14 protein-coding genes and 1 riboswitch are annotated in these 14,928 nt (G+C 73.5%); of the genes, 7 read left to right on the forward strand and 7 right to left on the reverse strand.

Translation table 11 applies throughout. The features are described 5' to 3' along the window. The first annotated feature begins 35 nt into the window (after positions 1–35). Positions 36–1,289, forward strand: a complete 1,254-nt coding sequence (locus ABIH81_RS10565) for an FUSC family protein (protein WP_349880117.1) — start codon at positions 36–38, stop codon at positions 1,287–1,289. Positions 1,290–1,375: 86 nt separating this feature from the next. Here ABIH81_RS10565 and ABIH81_RS10570 read toward each other — a convergent pair whose 3' ends face one another. Continuing rightward, a complete protein-coding gene (locus ABIH81_RS10570; RefSeq protein WP_349880118.1) occupies positions 1,376–2,638 on the reverse strand; it encodes an aminotransferase class V-fold PLP-dependent enzyme in 1,263 nt (420 codons plus the stop codon). Positions 2,639–2,683: 45 nt separating this feature from the next. Next, a riboswitch (SAM riboswitch) is annotated at positions 2,684–2,806 on the reverse strand. 23 nt (positions 2,807–2,829) lie between these two features. Between ABIH81_RS10570 and ABIH81_RS10575 the strand changes: the two genes are divergently transcribed. Beyond that, positions 2,830–4,359: a PrsW family glutamic-type intramembrane protease gene (locus tag ABIH81_RS10575; RefSeq protein ID WP_349880119.1), complete on the forward strand. Its 1,530-nt coding sequence runs from the start codon at positions 2,830–2,832 to the stop codon at positions 4,357–4,359. A gap of 27 nt (positions 4,360–4,386) precedes the next feature. Here the strand turns inward: ABIH81_RS10575 and ABIH81_RS10580 are convergent, their stop codons facing one another. Next, positions 4,387–4,554, reverse strand: a complete 168-nt coding sequence (locus ABIH81_RS10580; RefSeq protein ID WP_349880120.1) for a hypothetical protein — start codon at positions 4,552–4,554, stop codon at positions 4,387–4,389. Between the two features lie 99 nt (positions 4,555–4,653). Next, complete coding sequence (locus ABIH81_RS10585; protein ID WP_120572899.1) at positions 4,654–5,001, reverse strand: co-chaperone GroES; 348 nt, start codon at positions 4,999–5,001, stop codon at positions 4,654–4,656. A 172-nt stretch (positions 5,002–5,173) separates the two neighbouring features. Between ABIH81_RS10585 and ABIH81_RS10590 the strand changes: the two genes are divergently transcribed. Then, positions 5,174–6,457, forward strand: coding sequence for an AI-2E family transporter (locus ABIH81_RS10590; protein ID WP_349881065.1), 1,284 nt, complete (start codon positions 5,174–5,176; stop codon positions 6,455–6,457). A 53-nt stretch (positions 6,458–6,510) separates the two neighbouring features. On the opposite strand, the gene ABIH81_RS10595 is transcribed toward ABIH81_RS10590, so the two are convergent. Further along, entirely contained in the window at positions 6,511–8,658 is a 2,148-nt protein-coding gene (locus ABIH81_RS10595; protein WP_349880121.1) for an ATP-dependent DNA helicase, read from the reverse strand. Positions 8,659–8,782: 124 nt separating this feature from the next. Here ABIH81_RS10595 and ABIH81_RS10600 point away from each other — a divergent pair, with 124 nt between their 5' ends. After that, on the forward strand, positions 8,783–9,289 hold the full coding sequence (locus ABIH81_RS10600) for a DUF402 domain-containing protein (RefSeq protein ID WP_349880122.1): 507 nt from the start codon (positions 8,783–8,785) through the stop codon (positions 9,287–9,289). Between the two features lie 6 nt (positions 9,290–9,295). On the opposite strand, the gene sigJ is transcribed toward ABIH81_RS10600, so the two are convergent. Then, positions 9,296–10,249, reverse strand: coding sequence for an RNA polymerase sigma factor SigJ (gene sigJ / locus ABIH81_RS10605; protein ID WP_349880123.1), 954 nt, complete (start codon positions 10,247–10,249; stop codon positions 9,296–9,298). A gap of 190 nt (positions 10,250–10,439) precedes the next feature. Between sigJ and ABIH81_RS10610 the strand changes: the two genes are divergently transcribed. From ABIH81_RS10610 to ABIH81_RS10620, 3 genes are all read left to right on the forward strand, one after another. Beyond that, positions 10,440–11,390 carry a PPK2 family polyphosphate kinase gene (locus tag ABIH81_RS10610; RefSeq protein WP_349880124.1) on the forward strand — a complete coding sequence of 317 codons (951 nt, stop codon included), beginning with the start codon at positions 10,440–10,442 and terminating at the stop codon, positions 11,388–11,390. Between the two features lie 149 nt (positions 11,391–11,539). Beyond that, complete coding sequence (locus tag ABIH81_RS10615; RefSeq protein WP_091047092.1) at positions 11,540–12,166, forward strand: DUF47 family protein; 627 nt, start codon at positions 11,540–11,542, stop codon at positions 12,164–12,166. 4 nt (positions 12,167–12,170) lie between these two features. Further along, positions 12,171–13,175: an inorganic phosphate transporter gene (locus ABIH81_RS10620; protein WP_349880125.1), complete on the forward strand. Its 1,005-nt coding sequence runs from the start codon at positions 12,171–12,173 to the stop codon at positions 13,173–13,175. Between the two features lie 48 nt (positions 13,176–13,223). Here the strand turns inward: ABIH81_RS10620 and ABIH81_RS10625 are convergent, their stop codons facing one another. Together ABIH81_RS10625 and ABIH81_RS10630 are read right to left on the reverse strand one after the other, a co-directional pair. Further along, entirely contained in the window at positions 13,224–14,192 is a 969-nt protein-coding gene (locus ABIH81_RS10625; RefSeq protein WP_349880126.1) for a Gfo/Idh/MocA family oxidoreductase, read from the reverse strand. 61 nt (positions 14,193–14,253) lie between these two features. After that, on the reverse strand, positions 14,254–14,841 hold the full coding sequence (locus ABIH81_RS10630) for a DinB family protein (protein ID WP_349880127.1): 588 nt from the start codon (positions 14,839–14,841) through the stop codon (positions 14,254–14,256). Between the last annotated feature and the right edge of the window lie 87 nt (positions 14,842–14,928).

Raw genomic sequence — 14,928 nt, forward strand, 5'->3', positions numbered from 1 at the left:
GGGATTCAGCCGGGGCGGTACGGGTAGTACCGGCCATGGCCCGGGACGGACGACTGCAGTTCCTGCGCCGCGGCAACCTGCGTGAAGGGCTGGCCGACCGCGACGGGCAGCGGATCGCCTCCGCGATGGAGGAACTGCGGCACCGGGGCAAGGCGACGCTGCACGACCGGCTGCACCGGGTCCGTACCGCGTTCGGCCTCGCGCTGCAGGCCGGGCTCGCCGCCGGCCTGGCGTACCTGATCTCGCACCGGCTGCTGAAGAACCCGCAGCCGGTCTTCGCCCCGATCTCCGCTGTGGGCACGCTCGCCGCCTCGGTGGGGCAGCGGTTCCGGCGCACCGTCGAGCTGATCGTCGGGGTGGCGGTCGGCGTGCTCGTCGGCGACGCGCTGATCTACTTCCTCGGCACCGGCGCGTGGCAGCTCGCGCTGGTGGTGACCTCGGCCATCCTGCTGACCATCTTCGCCGGCGCGAGCGTCGCCATCGTGATCCAGGCCGCGGCCACCGCCGTGCTGATCGTGACACTCAGCCCGTCCACCGAGAACCTGGAGTTCCCCCGCTTCATCGACGCGCTCCTCGGCGGCGGTATCGCGTTGCTGGTCACCGCCGTCCTGTTGCCGCTCAACCCGCTACGGGTGATCAACCGGGCGGCCCGGCCGGCACTCGACCTGCTCGCCGACCAGCTCGACGCGTGCGCCGAGGCGCTGCGCAAGCAGGACCGGGGCGCGGCCCAGCAGGCCCTGTTCCGGCTGCGCGAGAACAAGGAGGAACTGGCCGCGCTCTCCGAGGCGATCGAGGGCGCCAAGGAGACCATCACCATCTCGCCGGCGCGGTGGCACCGGCGCAGCGAGCTGACCCACTACGCCGAGGCGGCCGACCCGATCGACCGGGCCATGCGCAACAGCGGCACGTTGATCCGCCGCGCGGTCACCCTCATCGAGGACTCCGAACCGGTCCCCGAGCCGATGCCGGACGCGATCGGTCACCTGGCCGAGGCGGTACGCCTGCTCCGCCAGGAGTTCGCCGCCGGGCAGGAACCCGAGGAGGCCCGCGAGCGGTCGCTGCGCGCGGTGAGCGAGGCCGGCCGGGCGTACGCCGAGGGGGTCGGCTTCTCCGGCAGCGTGGTGATCGCCCAGGTGCGTACCACGGCGAGCGACCTGATGGTGGCCTCCGGGGTCGAGCAGGAGGAGGCGAACCGGCTGGTACGGCAGGCGTTCGGCGAGAACCGTCCGGGCGAACCCGCAGCCCAGAACCCCGCAGCTCATCCCCCCACAGCCCCACCCGTCGGCTGACCCCGCCCCAGAGGGCGGGCTGGGGGAGATCTTGGTACGGGAGCGCCCCCACGGGGGCGGGGCCGTACCAAGATCTGGTGCGAGCGCTAGGGGAGGTGGGTCAGGGCGGTTACGAGGGCGTCTACCTGCGCCTCGGTGGTGCCCAGGCCGAGGCTGGCGCGCAGGGCGGTCGGGGGCAGGTCGGTGCGGCCGGTACGGGCGGCGGCCTCGGCCAGCAGGCGCCGGGTCAGCGGGTGCGCACAGAACAGGCCGTCGCGTACCCCGATCCGGTGCCGGCTCGCCAGGTGGGCGGCCACCTCGGCGGAGTCCCGTCCGGCGACGACGAAGCTGACGATGCCCACCCGGGGCGCTTCGGGGGAGAACACGCGCAGTTCCACCACGTCCGGCAGCGCGGCCAGGCCGGTACGCAGCCGGGCCAGCAGTGCCTGTTCCCGGGCGTGCAGCGCGTCCCGGTCGGCCGCCCCGAGCGCCTCGCAGACAGCGGCGAGCGTCACCGCGCCGAGGAGGTTCGGGGTGCCGGCCTCGTGCCGGGCCGGGCCGGTCGTCCAGCGCACCTCGTGCGTCGCGGCGCCGACGTGGCTGGTGGCGCCGCCCCCGGCCAGGTACGGCGGGGCCGCGTCCAGCCAGTCCGCGCGCCCGGCCAGCACACCCGTGCCGAACGGGGCGTACAGCTTGTGCCCGGACAGGGCCACGTAGTCCACGTCCAGCGCGGTCAGGTCGACCGGGGCGTGCGGGGCGAGCTGCGCGGCGTCGACCAGGATGCGGGCGCCGTGCCGGTGGGCCACCCGGGCCAGCTCGGCGACCGGCCAGCACTCGCCGGTGACGTTGCCGGCGCCGGTGACCGCGACCAGCACGGGCAGGCCGGGCCGGGCGTCGCGTGCGAGTTCGCCGAGCGCCGCCGCGAGGGAGCGGACCGCGCCGGCCGGGCTGTCCGGCACCGGCAGCCGTACCGAGCCGCGCGGCCAGGGCAGCAGGTTGGCGTGGTGCTCGCCGCCGAACGTGATCACGGTGGTGCCGGCGGGCAGCGCCCGGGCCAGCAGGTTCAGCGCGTCGGTGGTGTTCCGGGTGAAGATCACGTGATCGCCGGGGCGGGCGCCGAGGAAGTCGCCGACGGTCTGCCGGGCCCGCTCGTAGGCGAGCGTGCAGCGCCGCGACAGCGCGCCGGCGCCGCGGTGCACACTCGCGTACCAGGGAAGGAGCTCGGCCACCGCGTCGGCCGCGGCCCGCGCGCACGGCGCGCTGGCGGCGTGGTCCAGGTTGATCTCCCCCGGTACGCCGAGCACGCCGAGCGGGTCGGGCCGGACCGTCGCGGGCAGGACGGGCAGCGAGGGTACGAGGGTGACGGTCATGCCGGAGCCTCCCGGGTCACAGGGACCCCAGGGGTGCCGGGACGGGGTCCGCGCTTGCCCGGCGCGCGGAGCGGCACCGGGCCCGGTCATCACCCGGGGCACCCCACCGCGAACCTCGACGAGGGTTGCCGGCCAGCAAGCCGGGGCTTGACGCTGGCGCTCGTGACCTGTCCGGGAGCATAGCCGTCACGATGCGACCGGACCAGTGGGTCGTGGGTGACTACGCTGACCGCATGGCCGACACCCCGCCCGGCGCAGCCCCGCCGCCACCGCACGCGCCCGTCGCCCCGCCGGGGGCGCCGGCGCCCCGGATGCCGCTGCGCCGGCTCGGCTGGCGGCGCTTCCTGGTGCTGGCCGGTGTGGTGCTGCTGATCGCGGCCGGTGCGCTGTTCATGGTGTTCACGCTCGGCGAGAGCCTGGGCGCCGAGGCGCTGCTGATCGGCGTGATCGCGGCGATCCTGCCGGTGCCGGTGCTGGTCTTCTGCTTCCTCTGGCTCGACCGTTACGAACCGGAGCCGCTGAAGTATCTGATCTTCTGCTTCGCCTGGGGCGCCTTCGTCTCCACCGCGATCTCGCTGCTGGTGAACACGGCCAGCGCGGGGCTGTTCGAGGACCGGGGGCTGCCGGTCGCGCTGACCGCGGTGCTGGTCGCGCCGTTCATCGAGGAGCTGACCAAGGCGGCCGGTCCGCTCCTGGTGCTGATCTTCCGGCGGCGGGAGTTCTCCGGCATCACCGACGGCCTGGTCTACTGCGGGCTCTCCGCGGTCGGCTTCGCCATGGTGGAGAACATCCTCTACCTGGGCGGGCACGGCTACCGTGCCGGCGCCGACGAGTACGGCCCGGCCACCGGCGCGCAGCAGGTGATCGCGATCTTCATCGTCCGGATCCTGCTGTTCGGCTTCGCCCACCCGCTGTTCACGTCGATGACCGGCGTCGGGCTGGGTGTCGCCGCGCGTACCGCCGACCGGCGGGTACGGGTGCTCGCGCCGCTCGCCGGGCTGCTGCTGGCGATGATCCTGCACGGCACCTGGAACCTGCTGCCCTCGCTGGCCCAGGCCACCGGGGAGACCGTGATCGTGCTCTACGGCTACATCGGCGTGATGGTGCCGATCTTCTTCGCGATGGTCGGTCTGGCGGTCTGGCTGCGCGCCTGGGAGGGTCGGCTCACCGAGCGCACGCTGCCCGACTACGTACGCGCGGGCTGGCTCACCCCGCCCGAGGTGGCGGCACTGGGCAGCCTGGGCCGGCGGCACGCGGCGCGCACCTGGGCGCGACGGGTCGCCGGTGACGGCGGGGTACGCGCGATGCGCGGCTACCAGTTCGCCGCGACCCGCCTGGCGCTGCTGCGGGACGGGATGCGCCGGGGACTGGACCGCAAGCCGGAGGAGCGGGAGCGGACGGCACGGGAGGAACGGGAGCTGCTGGACGCGATCACCGCGTACCGGTCGTTCTTCGTCGGTCGTGACCCGCAGGCGCCGGTCGGGGTCTGGGACGGTCAGCGCTACCACCTGCGGTTCCCGGACGGCTCGCAGCGCCCGGTCGAGGCGCCGGACGACCCGGTGGTGCCGATCCCGGTGGTGCTGGCCCAGCCGCCCGCCTTCCCGCAGGGCGGCTACGGCCCGGGCGGCTACGGCCCGGCCGGCTGGCAGGGCGGCCCGGGCGCCGGCCACGGACCGGGCGGCTGGCACGACCCGGGCGCGCCCTGGCACCCCGGGCGCTGAGGCCGGCCGGCTCGTCGGCGGCGGTGGTCAGCTCATCAGGCCGGTCAGGAAGTCGCCGAGCCCCTGGGCGATGGCCATCAACGCGGCGCCGATGCCCTTGAACATCTGCGCCGCCCCGTCCGGCCGGAACGCCATGAAGTAGATCAGGAACGCGAGGAATCCCCAGGCGAGGATCTTCTTGATCACTACCGGCATGGTGTCCCTCCCCAGGGCGCGCTGAGGTGCCTGGGCTTCCCGCCGGGCAGCGCCGCAAACGGCGCCGACCCGCGCCGGGCCCGTCGCCGGAGGTGAGAGCTACAGGTAGAGACCGGTGGAGCCGGCGGCGGTGGTCTCCACCCGCTCGGCCGCCACGGCGTGCACGTCCCGCTCGCGCAGCAGCACGTACGCCCGTCCGTGCAACTCGACCTCGGAGCGGTCGTCCGGGTCGAACAGCACCCGGTCACCGGCCACGATCGCGCGGACGTTCGGGCCGACGCCGACCGCTGTGGCCCAGGCCAGCCGCTTGCCCACGGCTGCCGTCGCGGGGATCACGATGCCGGCGGTGGAGCGGCGTTCCCCCTCGCCACCCTCGGTACGCACCAGCACGCGGTCGTGCAGCAGACGTATCGGCAGCCCGGCGTCGAGACTCTGGTCGGCGGTCACGCGAAGACGCTACCGCGTGGCCGTCGGTCGATCCCCGTGTGGTTGGCGAGAGCGCCGGGCGGGCAATGTGTGGCCGAGTCGCCCTAGGGTGGGGCGTACGGACGTATCCTGTGCCCCCTGCGACCTGGTGGGGCTGACTTTGCCGGAGGTGCGCTTGAGCCGCTTCGAGCGGATGCGTGGACGGCTCCGCCGCGCGTACGAGTCGGGCCGGGAGGCGGCCCGGACCCGGCGGGCCGCAGCGGAGGCCGCGGAGGCCGGGGACGCGGGAGTGGCCTCGCCGGCCGCGCCGGGGCCGCCCGCCTCACCGGAGGCGATGGTCGTGGGCGCCGGGTCGCCGGCGGCGTTGCACTCCTCGACGGTCAGCCGGGACGACACGGAGGTGCCGCACGCGCTGCGCATCGCCGCCGCGTGGTGCTGGCGCCTGATCGTGATCGGCATCGTGACCTGGGCACTGCTCAAGATCGTCGGCACCATCAGCATCGTGATCATCCCGTTGGCCGTCGCGCTGCTGCTCTCCGCGCTGCTCGCCCCGGCGGTCGGCTGGCTGCTCCGGGCCCGGCTTCCCCGCTCGCTGGCGACCGCCGTGGTGCTGGTCGGCGGCCTGGCCGCTGTCGTCGGCACGCTCACGCTGGTGGTCAACGAGTTCATCAAGGGCGTACCGGAGCTGAGCCAGAAGTCCTCCGAGGGCGTCCGGCAGATCCAGGACTGGTTCAAGACCGGCCCGCTGCACCTGTCCGACAGTCAGCTCAACCGCTACATCGACGAGGCGCAGAACTGGATCAACGGCAACACCGAGCGGTTCACCAGCGGTGCGATAAGCACCGCCGCCACGCTCGCCGAGGTGCTCACCGGCACCGTCCTGGTCCTGTTCGCCACGTTCTTCTTCCTGCGCGACGGCAACAACATCTGGCGGTTCCTGGTCCGGCTGCTGCCGGTCGCCGCCCGCTGGAAGGTCGACGACGCCGGTCGCGCGTCCTGGGCGACGCTCGGCGCCTACGTGCGGGCCACCGTCCTGGTGGCCTTCATCGACGCGGTCGGCATCGGCATCTTCCTGGTGCTGTTCGACATCCCGTTCGCGTTCCCGCTGGCCGCGCTGGTCTTCCTGGGCGCGTTCATCCCGATCGTCGGCGCGTTCCTGTCCGGCGTGGTGGCCGTGCTGGTGGCGCTCGTCGACAGCGGCCCGGTCACCGCCCTGATCATCCTGGGCGCGGTGATCGGCGTGCAGCAGGTCGAGGGCCACGTGCTCCAGCCGCTGATCATGGGCCGCGCGGTGGCCATCCACCCGCTCGCCGTGATCATCGGCATCGCCGCCGGAGTCGTGCTCGCAGGCATCGCCGGCGCGCTGGTCGCGGTGCCGCTGATCGCCGTACTCAACACCGCGGTCCGCCGGCTCGCCGCGCGGAGCGTGCCGGACACCCCGCCGGACGCGGTGGTCGTCGCCTCCCAGGCGCCCTGACCCGGCAAGACCCGCCGACGCCCGCGTCACCCCGCCCCGGGGAGGCGCGGGCGTCAGCTCTTGGCGAGCCGTTCCAGCGCGCCCCGGGCCACCTCCGGCCGGGTGGTGTACCAGAACGGCGGCAGCGAGCGGCGCAGGAACGGGCCGTACCCGCGTGCCGTCTCCAGCCGCGAGTCGAGCACCGCCACCACGCCCCGGTCGCCGGTGGCCCGGATCAGCCGGCCGACGCCCTGGGCCAGCCGGACCGCAGCGATCGGCACGCTCACCGCCGCGAAGCCCGAGCCGCCACCGGCGTCCACCGCCGCCGCCCGCGCCGCCGCGAGCGGCTCGTCCGGGCGGGGGAAGGGCAACCTGTCGATCACCACGAGCTGGCAGGCGTCGCCCGGCACGTCCACCCCCTGCCAGAGCGACATCACCCCGAACAGGCAGCTCTCCCGTACCTCGCGGAACCGGCGCACCAGCAGCGGCAGCGCCTCCTCGCCCTGAAGAAGAACCGGCAGGTCGGTCCGCGCGCGGACCAGCTCCGCCGCCTGCTGCGCGGCCCGTCGCGACGAGAAGAGCCCGAGGGTACGACCACCGAGCGCCTCGACCAGCGCCAGCAACTCCTCACCGGCCGGTCCGGGCAGCCCGGAGACGCTGGGGCGGGGCAGGTGCGCCGCCACGTACAGGATGCCCTGCCGGGCGTAGTCGAACGGCGAGCCGACGTCGAGCGAGCTCCAGCCCGGCCCCTCGGTCGCCGGTACGGTGCCGATCGCCGCCCGGCTGCCCTCGGTGGCGGCCACCGGCGGCGTGACCGGGGCGCGGCCGGCGGCGGCAGCGGTGGCGAGCGCGGCGGCGGCCGGGGACGGCGGGGCGGGCGGCGGCGCGTCCAGCCCCAGCGCCCGGGCCACCGTGTCGAAGCGCCCGCCCAGCGCCAGCGTCGCCGAGGTGGCGACCACCGTGCGCTCGTCGTACAGGTGGGTGGCGAGCGTGCCCGCCACCGACAGCGGCGCCACCACGAGCGCCCGGCGACTGCCGTTGTCCGGCTTCTCGACCCAGGCGACGTCGTGGTCGGCCTCCTCCAGCAGCCGCTGGGCGGTGGTGGACAGCTCGTCCAGCACCGCCTTGGCCTGCTGCTTGCGTACCGGGTCGGGGTCGTCGGCCTTCACGTCGCCGATCCCCTCCAGCGCGGCCCGGGTCGCCGAGTCCAGCAGCGTGCACGCCTCGCGCAGCGCGGGCGGCAGACCGGCGGTGAGCCGCCCGGCCGGCGCCTCGGCCAGCCCCACCGCGAGCGCGTCACCGGCCTCGGTGAGCCGCTCGGCCACGTCGGGGCGCAGCAGCGGCCGGGCCCGCCGGGTGGACCTGTCGATCAGCTCCGGCACCAGCTCGGCCTGGGCGGCCGACGAGACCCGGTCGGCCAGCTCGTGCGCCTCGTCCACCACGAGCAGCCTGTGCGGCGGCACGATGTGCCGCCCGGCGAGCATGTCGACGGCGAGCAGGCTGTGGTTGGTGACCACGATGTCGGCCTCGCGGGCGCGCGCCCGGGACGCCTCCGCGAAGCACTCCTGTCCGAACGGGCAGCGGCTAGCGCCCACGCACTCCCGGGCCGGCATGGAGACGCTGCGCCACACCTGGTCGTCCACGCCCGGGTCCAGCTCGTCCCGGTCGCCGGTGGCGGTCTCCTCGGCCCAGTCGCGCAGCCGCTGCACCTGCTTGCCCAGCCGGCCCGCCTCGCCGAGCCACTTGGTGCCGCCGCCGTTGCCGGAGCGCGGCGCGTCGAACAGCGCGTCGTCCGGCTCGTCCTCGACCGAGCTGTCCAACCGGGCCAGGCACAGGTAGTGGTGGCGGCCCTTCAGCACGGCGAAGGTGGGACGGCGGCCCAGCACCGGCTCGACCGCGTCGGCCAGCCTCGGCAGGTCGTGCTCGACGAGCTGGGACTGCAACGCCAGCGTGGCGGTGGAGACCACCACCGGCCCGTCCACGGTCAGCGCCGGGGCGAGGTAGGCCAGGGACTTGCCGGTGCCCGTGCCGGCCTGCACCAGCAGGTGCTCGCCGGAGGCGATGCTGCGCTCGATCGCCTCGGCCATCTGCTGCTGACCCGGCCGGGCCGCGCCGCCCGGTACCGCGCCCACCGCGGCGGCCAGCAGTTCCCCGGCACCGGCGCGGCCACTGCGGCGCTTCTTCGGGACGGCCGGGCCGGTGGCGGTGCGGGACGGGGTCACCGTGCGACCGTACCCGCCGGCACCGACGGCGGTCCGGCCGCTCCGGCGGCGTGGCGGGACGGCGGGTCGCGTCCGGTTACCTCCCGATCGCGTGGCGTGGCCGGAATCGGTTAGGGTGCCAGGCATGCCGAGCGACGTGGTCCGCGTGATCTACCGCAAGTACGACGGCAGCGCCCACCGCGACTACCCGGCCCGCCGGCTCGCCGAGGACGACCTCGGCGTCTGGCTCGGCGTGCCCGCCGGCACCGAGTCCGTCTACCACGGCCGCCCGTCGGTCGAGCAGATCCCGTTCGTCCTGCTGGTGCCCCACCACGGCTGGTGGACCGGCATGTTCAACCCGCCGCCGCGCACCAGCGAGGTCTACTGCGACATCGCCACCCCGGCCCGCTGGGAGGGCGAGGAGACGGTCCACCTGATCGACCTCGACCTGGACGTGGTGCGCCGCCGTGAGACCGGCCTGGTCGAGCTGCGTGACGAGGACGAGTTCGCCCTGCACCGGGCTCGCTGGGGCTACCCGGACGACGTGGTCACCGAGGCCGAGGCCGCGTCCCGCTGGCTGCTCGGCGCGCTCGGCGACGGCACCGAGCCGTTCGCCACGTCGTACCGGAAGTGGCTGGCGCTGGTGGTCTGAGCCGGCTCACCAGCGCGGCGGCCAGACGGCGTCCGGCCCCAGCGGCGGCAGGTCGCTCACCTTGTCCGGGTTGAGCTGGTTGAACACGCCGGTGACCCGCCCCTCGTGGACGGCGAACGAGGTGACCATCTGGATGGTCCGCCCGTCCCGGTGGAGGAACTCCGACTGCCACCCGAGCGTGCCGTCCACCAGGACCGGCCTGCCGCGCATACCACCCCGCTGCCGGGCCTGGCCGTACAGACCGAGGAGCAGGCGGGCGACCGGGTCGACGCCGACCACCGGCCGGCGTCCCGCCGGGAAGTGACCGCCGGCGTCGCCGATCGAGACGACGTCCGGGGCGAGCACGCGGACCAACTGCTCAAGCTCACCCGACTCCACCGCCGCGGCGAACGCGGCGAGCACCCGCCGCTGTTCGGCGATGTCGGCGCTGTGCCGGGGCGTGTCCGGCCCGTGTACCGCCCGCCGGGCCCGGGACGCCAGCTGACGCGCTGCCTCCGGCGTCACCGCGAGCACGTCCGCCACGTCGGAGAACGGCACCGCGAACACGTCGTGCAGCACGAACGCCACCCGCTGCTCCGGCGTCAGCCGTTCCAGCACCACCAGCAGCGCGGTGCCGAGCTGGTCGGCCCGTACCGCCCGCTCGGCCGGGTCGGGCGCGAACCCGTCCGCCGCCGGCACCGCGGTCACCACCGGCTCGGGGAGCCACTGACCGGGGTACGCCTCCCGGCGCACCCGGGCGGAGCGGAGCACGTCCAGGCAGATCCGGGAGCAGGTGGTGACGAGCCAGCCCCGCAGGTCGCGTACGCGGGCGCGCTCCTCCGGCTCGCTCAGCGCGCCGGCGAAGCGCAGCCAGGTCTCCTGCACCGCGTCCTCGGCCTCGCTGCGGCTGCCGAGCATCCGCTGCGCCACAGCCAGGAGACGCCCGCGTTCCGCCTCGAACTCCCCCGCAAGCTCGTCCACCCACCCATTCTCCCGCCCCGGCCCCCGTCACGGCACCCCGCCCACCCCCGCTGATCTTGCACTTGCCGCCCCGGCAAACGGTGCTTTCCGGGCGTGCCAGGGACCGCAACCGCAAGATCGGCGGGGTGAGGCGGGGAGGGCGGGGAGGGCGGGGCGGGCGGGGAAGGGCTCTGGGGGTGAGGATCGGGGGATGAGTGAGGTCGTGGGGCCCGAGGGCGGGCCGATGCGGGAGTTGCTTCGGGTGGTGTCCGGGGCGGTGGATCTGGAGGCGATCGACCCCCGGTCGACGCCGGGACTGCCGGCGGCGGCCGGCCACGGACCCGCGCGCAAGGAGTGGGCGCGGGCCCAGGTCGAGCTGATCGGCGCGGAACTCGGGCGGCAGCAGGAGATGCTGTACGCCTCGGCGCAGGGCGCCGCCGGACCGGGCAGCGCCACCAGCGCGCCGGCGCAGGCGGACGCCGGGCTTGGCGGCGACCGGCCGCGCCGGGTGCTGCTGGTGCTCCAGGCGATGGACTGCGGTGGCAAGGACGGCACGGTCAAGCGGGTGGCGGGCGCGATGAACCCGCTCGGGCTGCACATCCGCTCGTTCGGGCCGCCGACCGAGGAGGAGTTGCGGCACGACTTCCTGTGGCGGGTACGCCGGGCGCTGCCGCCGCCCGGGTACGTGGGCGTGTTCAACCGCTCGCACTACGAGGACGTGCTCATCGCCCGCGTCGAAGGGCTGGTCGACGAGGCGACCTGGCGGTCCCGGTACGCGATCATCAACGATTTCGAGCGGGAACTGACCGAGCAGGCGGTCACAGTGGTGAAGGTCATGCTGCACATCTCGTACGCCGAGCAGGGCGAGCGGCTGATGGAGCGGCTGACCGACCCGACGAAGTTCTGGAAGTACAACCCGAGCGATCTGGACACCCGGGCACGTTGGGGCGAATACCAGGGCGCGTACGACGAGGTTCTGGAGCGGTGCGGCACGGACGCGGCGCCGTGGTTCGTGGTGCCGGCGGACCGCAAGTGGTACCGGGACTGGGCGGTCGCCCACCTGCTGCGGGAGACGTTCGACGGGTTGGATCTGGGGTATCCGCCTGCCGATTTCGACGTCGAACGGGAGCGTGACCGGTTACGGAGCCAGCGCCGTCAGTGATCAGGTGAACGGAAGGTGAACGAGCGGTGAATCGGGCCTGACCAGGGGTGGGCCGATCGAAAGTGGGTTCGAAGCGGTCCCTAGCATGCGCAGAGCAGACGCCCGGGGGGCGACGGCCACCCTTCCACCGACACGACGAGGTCCGTGCTGTGAAGTTTTCCTTCCGTCCCACCGAGGGCGCTTTCTACGAGCTCTTCACCAGGGCCGCGCAGAACCTGGTGAAGGGGACCGACCTGCTGAACGAGCTGGGCCTGCCCGGCGCCGACGTGCAGTCGATCAGCGAGCGGCTGACCGACATCGAGCACGACAGCGACCAGATCACGCACGAGCTGTACAAGAAGATCAACTCCACGTTCATCACGCCGTTCGACCGGGAGGACATCTACCGGCTGGGCTCGCTGCTCGACGACGTGATGGACCACCTGGAGGCGGTCGGCAACCTGCTCTACCTGTACGGCCTGACCAAGCTGCCGGCGCTCCCGCGCGAGCTGCACGAGCTGGTCAACGTGCTCGACCAGCAGGCCAAGCTCACCGCCGAGGCGATGCCCCGGCTGAAGTCGATGAAGGATCTCGAGGACTACTGGATCGAGTGCAACCGGCTCGAGAACGACGGCGACCAGGCGTACCGGATGCTGCTCGTCCGTCTCTTCTCCGGCGAGTACGACGCGCTCACGGTGCTGAAGATGAAGGAGGTGGCCGACGAACTGGAGGCCGCCTGCGACGCCTTCGAGCACGTGGCCAACACCGTCGAGACCATCGCGGTCAAGGAGTCCTGATCCAGTGACACCCGAACTCATCGCCGTGCTGGCGGTGATCGTGGTCGCCATGGCGTTCGACTACACGAACGGCTTCCATGACGCGGCGAACGCGATCGCCACCAGCATCTCGACCCGCGCGCTGACCCCCCGGATCGCGCTCGCGCTGGCCGCCGTCGGCAACTTCGTCGGCGCGCACTTCGGCGCCGGGGTGGCCAAGACGGTCGGCGACGGGCTGGTGACGTTGCCGACCGGGGTGGAGAGCCTCGGCGTGGTCTTCGCCGGCGTGCTCGGCGCGATCATCTGGAACCTGATCACCTGGTACTTCGGCCTGCCGTCCTCGTCCTCGCACGCCCTCTTCGGCGGCCTGGTCGGCGCCACCCTGTTCGCCGCCGACGGCATCGTCCAGTGGGGCACCATCATCGAGAAGGTCCTCATCCCGATGGTGCTCTCGCCGGTGGTCGGCCTGATCCTCGGCTTCCTGGTGATGCTGGGGATCATGTGGCTGTTCCGGAAGGGCCAGCCGGGCAAGCTCAGCCGTGGCTTCCGGTGGGCGCAGACCGCGTCCGCCGCCGCCATGTCGGTCGGCCACGGCATGCAGGACGCCGCCAAGACCATGGGCATCATCGTGCTCGCGCTCTACACCGGCGGTTTCCAGGAGAGCAAGACGCACATCCCGGGCTGGGTCTTCTGGACCTCCGCCGCGATGCTGGCGGCCGGCACGTACGCGGGCGGCTGGCGGATCATCCGTACGCTCGGCCGGAAGATCATCGACCTCGGCCCGGCGGAGGGCTTCGCGGCCGAGACCGTGGCCAGCGCGGTGCTCTACTTCAACGCGCTGGTGCTGAAGGCGCCGATCTCCACCACGCACACGATCACCTCGGCGATCATGGGTGTGGGCGCGACGAAACGGCTCTCCGCGGTGCGCTGGAACGTGGCGGGCAACATCGTGATCGCCTGGATCATCACGTTCCCGGCCGCCGCCGCGATCGCCTGCCTCGCGTACCTGCTGGTCCGGCCCCTGTTCTGATCTCCGCACGCTGACGTCGAGGGGTTCCCCGCCGTGGCGGGGAACCCCTCACGCGTAGGAGACGCCGATCCGGGCCTTGATGTCGTCGAGCAGGCCCATCACCTCGAGCGTGGCGGCGTGCGGCACCAGCGGGCTCTCGGTCAGCCCGGCCGCCAGACAGCGCTGCACCTCGATCGCCTCGTACTGGTAGCCGCCGCCGGTCAGGTCCGCCGGGATCGTCTCCGGTTCGGCGCCGGCCCGGTGCAGCACCACGTGCGCGGGCCGGAAGAACAGCTCGGGCAGGTCGATCCGGCCGGTCGTGCCGGTGATCGACGCGGTGATCGCTGTCGCCCCGACCATGCCGCAGCTGAGCGTCGCCACCGCGCCGGAGTCCCAGCCGAGCACCATGCCGGTGTTCTCGTCCACCGCCTCCGGGGTCAGCTTGGCCCACGCCTGCACGTGCTGCGGCACGCCGAGCACCAGGTGGGCCAGGCTCAGCGGGTAGACGCCGAGGTCCAGCAGTGCGCCGCCGCCGAGCGTGCGGGCCCGCATCCGGTGCTCCGGCGGGAACGGGCCGGCCACGCCGAAGTCCGCCCGTACGTGCGTCACCTCACCGATCGCGCCGTCCCGGATCAGCTCCAGCACACGCAGGATCAGCGGGTTCGTCCGCATCCACATGGCCTCCATGAGGAACAGGCCCCGGTCGCGGGCCGTCTCCACCAGCTCGGTGGTGGTCGGCAGGTCCAGCGTGCACGGCTTCTCGACCAGCACGGCCTTGCCGCCGGCCAGGCACGCCAGCGCCGCCTCGTGGTGCGCCGCGTGCGGGGTGGCCACGTAGATCGCGTCCAGGTCCGGGTCCGCGGCCAGTTCCGCCCATGAGGCGTACGCCCGCGGCACGTCGTGCCGGCGCGCGAACAGCTCGGCGCTCTCCCGGGTACGGGAGCCGACCGCGACCAGTTCGGCGTCCGGCACCAGCCGCAGATCCTCGGCGAAGCGGGCGGCGATGTTTCCGGTGGCCAGGATTCCCCAACGCGTCATGCCCGGCACGCTATCCCTTCCTGCTCCGGGGTCGGCAAGGTGATCCACCCGTCGGGACGGCTCAGCCGCGGGCGTCGGCGGCGGCGCGGGCGGCCCGCTCGATCATCGCCCGCCGCGCGGTCAGCGTCGGCTGGTCGGGTTCCAGGTGCGCGTACTCGGCCCAGGCCCCGGTCGAGCCGTCGAGCTGTTCGCGCAGGATGTCGGCGTGCCCCGCGTGCCGGCCGGTCTCGGTCAGCACGTGGACCATGATGTTGAGCAGCTTGACGTCCGGGCGGGGCCACCACGGCACGTGGCCGGGTGCGTCGATGGCGAGAGCGTCGATCGTCGCGTCCGCGTGCTCGGCCGCCCGCCGGTAGCGGCCGATCACGTCCTCGCGGGTCTCGTGCTCACTCGCCCACATGTCGGTGCCGTCCGGATCCGGGTCGTCCCACCGGGGCAACGGCTCCGGGAACGGCCTGCCGAACACCTCGCCGAAGTATCGGGCCTCCCCGACCGCCAGGTGCTTGACCAGGCCGAGCAGGTTGGTGCCGGACGCGGTCAGGGGACGGCGTACGTCGTACTCGGACAACCCGTCGAGCTTCCACAGCATCGCCTCGCGGATCTGGCGCAGGTCGTTGTGCAGGTATTCCTTGGCGAAATCGTCGATCACAGGTCACGACCCTGCCAGGCGGGGACGGCGGGCGCTGCCCCGTGCCGGCGGCGAGCCGGCGGTCTCGCGGCGCACGACCGGGTGCGG

Origin of the sequence: Micromonospora sp. HUAS YX12, assembly GCF_040215685.1 — a bacterium.
Classification (GTDB): domain Bacteria; phylum Actinomycetota; class Actinomycetes; order Mycobacteriales; family Micromonosporaceae; genus Micromonospora; species Micromonospora tulbaghiae.

Bases quoted from the DNA above. Each gene is read 5' to 3' on its own strand.
- ABIH81_RS10565 (WP_349880117.1), top strand. From the start codon at position 36: ATGGCCCGGGACGGACGACTGCAGTTCCTGCGCCGCGGCAACCTGCGT.
- ABIH81_RS10570 (WP_349880118.1), bottom strand. From the start codon at position 2,638: ATGACCGTCACCCTCGTACCCTCGCTGCCCGTCCTGCCCGCGACGGTC.
- ABIH81_RS10575 (WP_349880119.1), top strand. From the start codon at position 2,830: ATGCGACCGGACCAGTGGGTCGTGGGTGACTACGCTGACCGCATGGCC.
- ABIH81_RS10580 (WP_349880120.1), bottom strand. From the start codon at position 4,554: ATGCCGGTAGTGATCAAGAAGATCCTCGCCTGGGGATTCCTCGCGTTC.
- ABIH81_RS10590 (WP_349881065.1), top strand. From the start codon at position 5,174: ATGCGTGGACGGCTCCGCCGCGCGTACGAGTCGGGCCGGGAGGCGGCC.
- ABIH81_RS10600 (WP_349880122.1), top strand. From the start codon at position 8,783: ATGCCGAGCGACGTGGTCCGCGTGATCTACCGCAAGTACGACGGCAGC.
- ABIH81_RS10610 (WP_349880124.1), top strand. From the start codon at position 10,440: ATGAGTGAGGTCGTGGGGCCCGAGGGCGGGCCGATGCGGGAGTTGCTT.
- ABIH81_RS10625 (WP_349880126.1), bottom strand. From the start codon at position 14,192: ATGACGCGTTGGGGAATCCTGGCCACCGGAAACATCGCCGCCCGCTTC.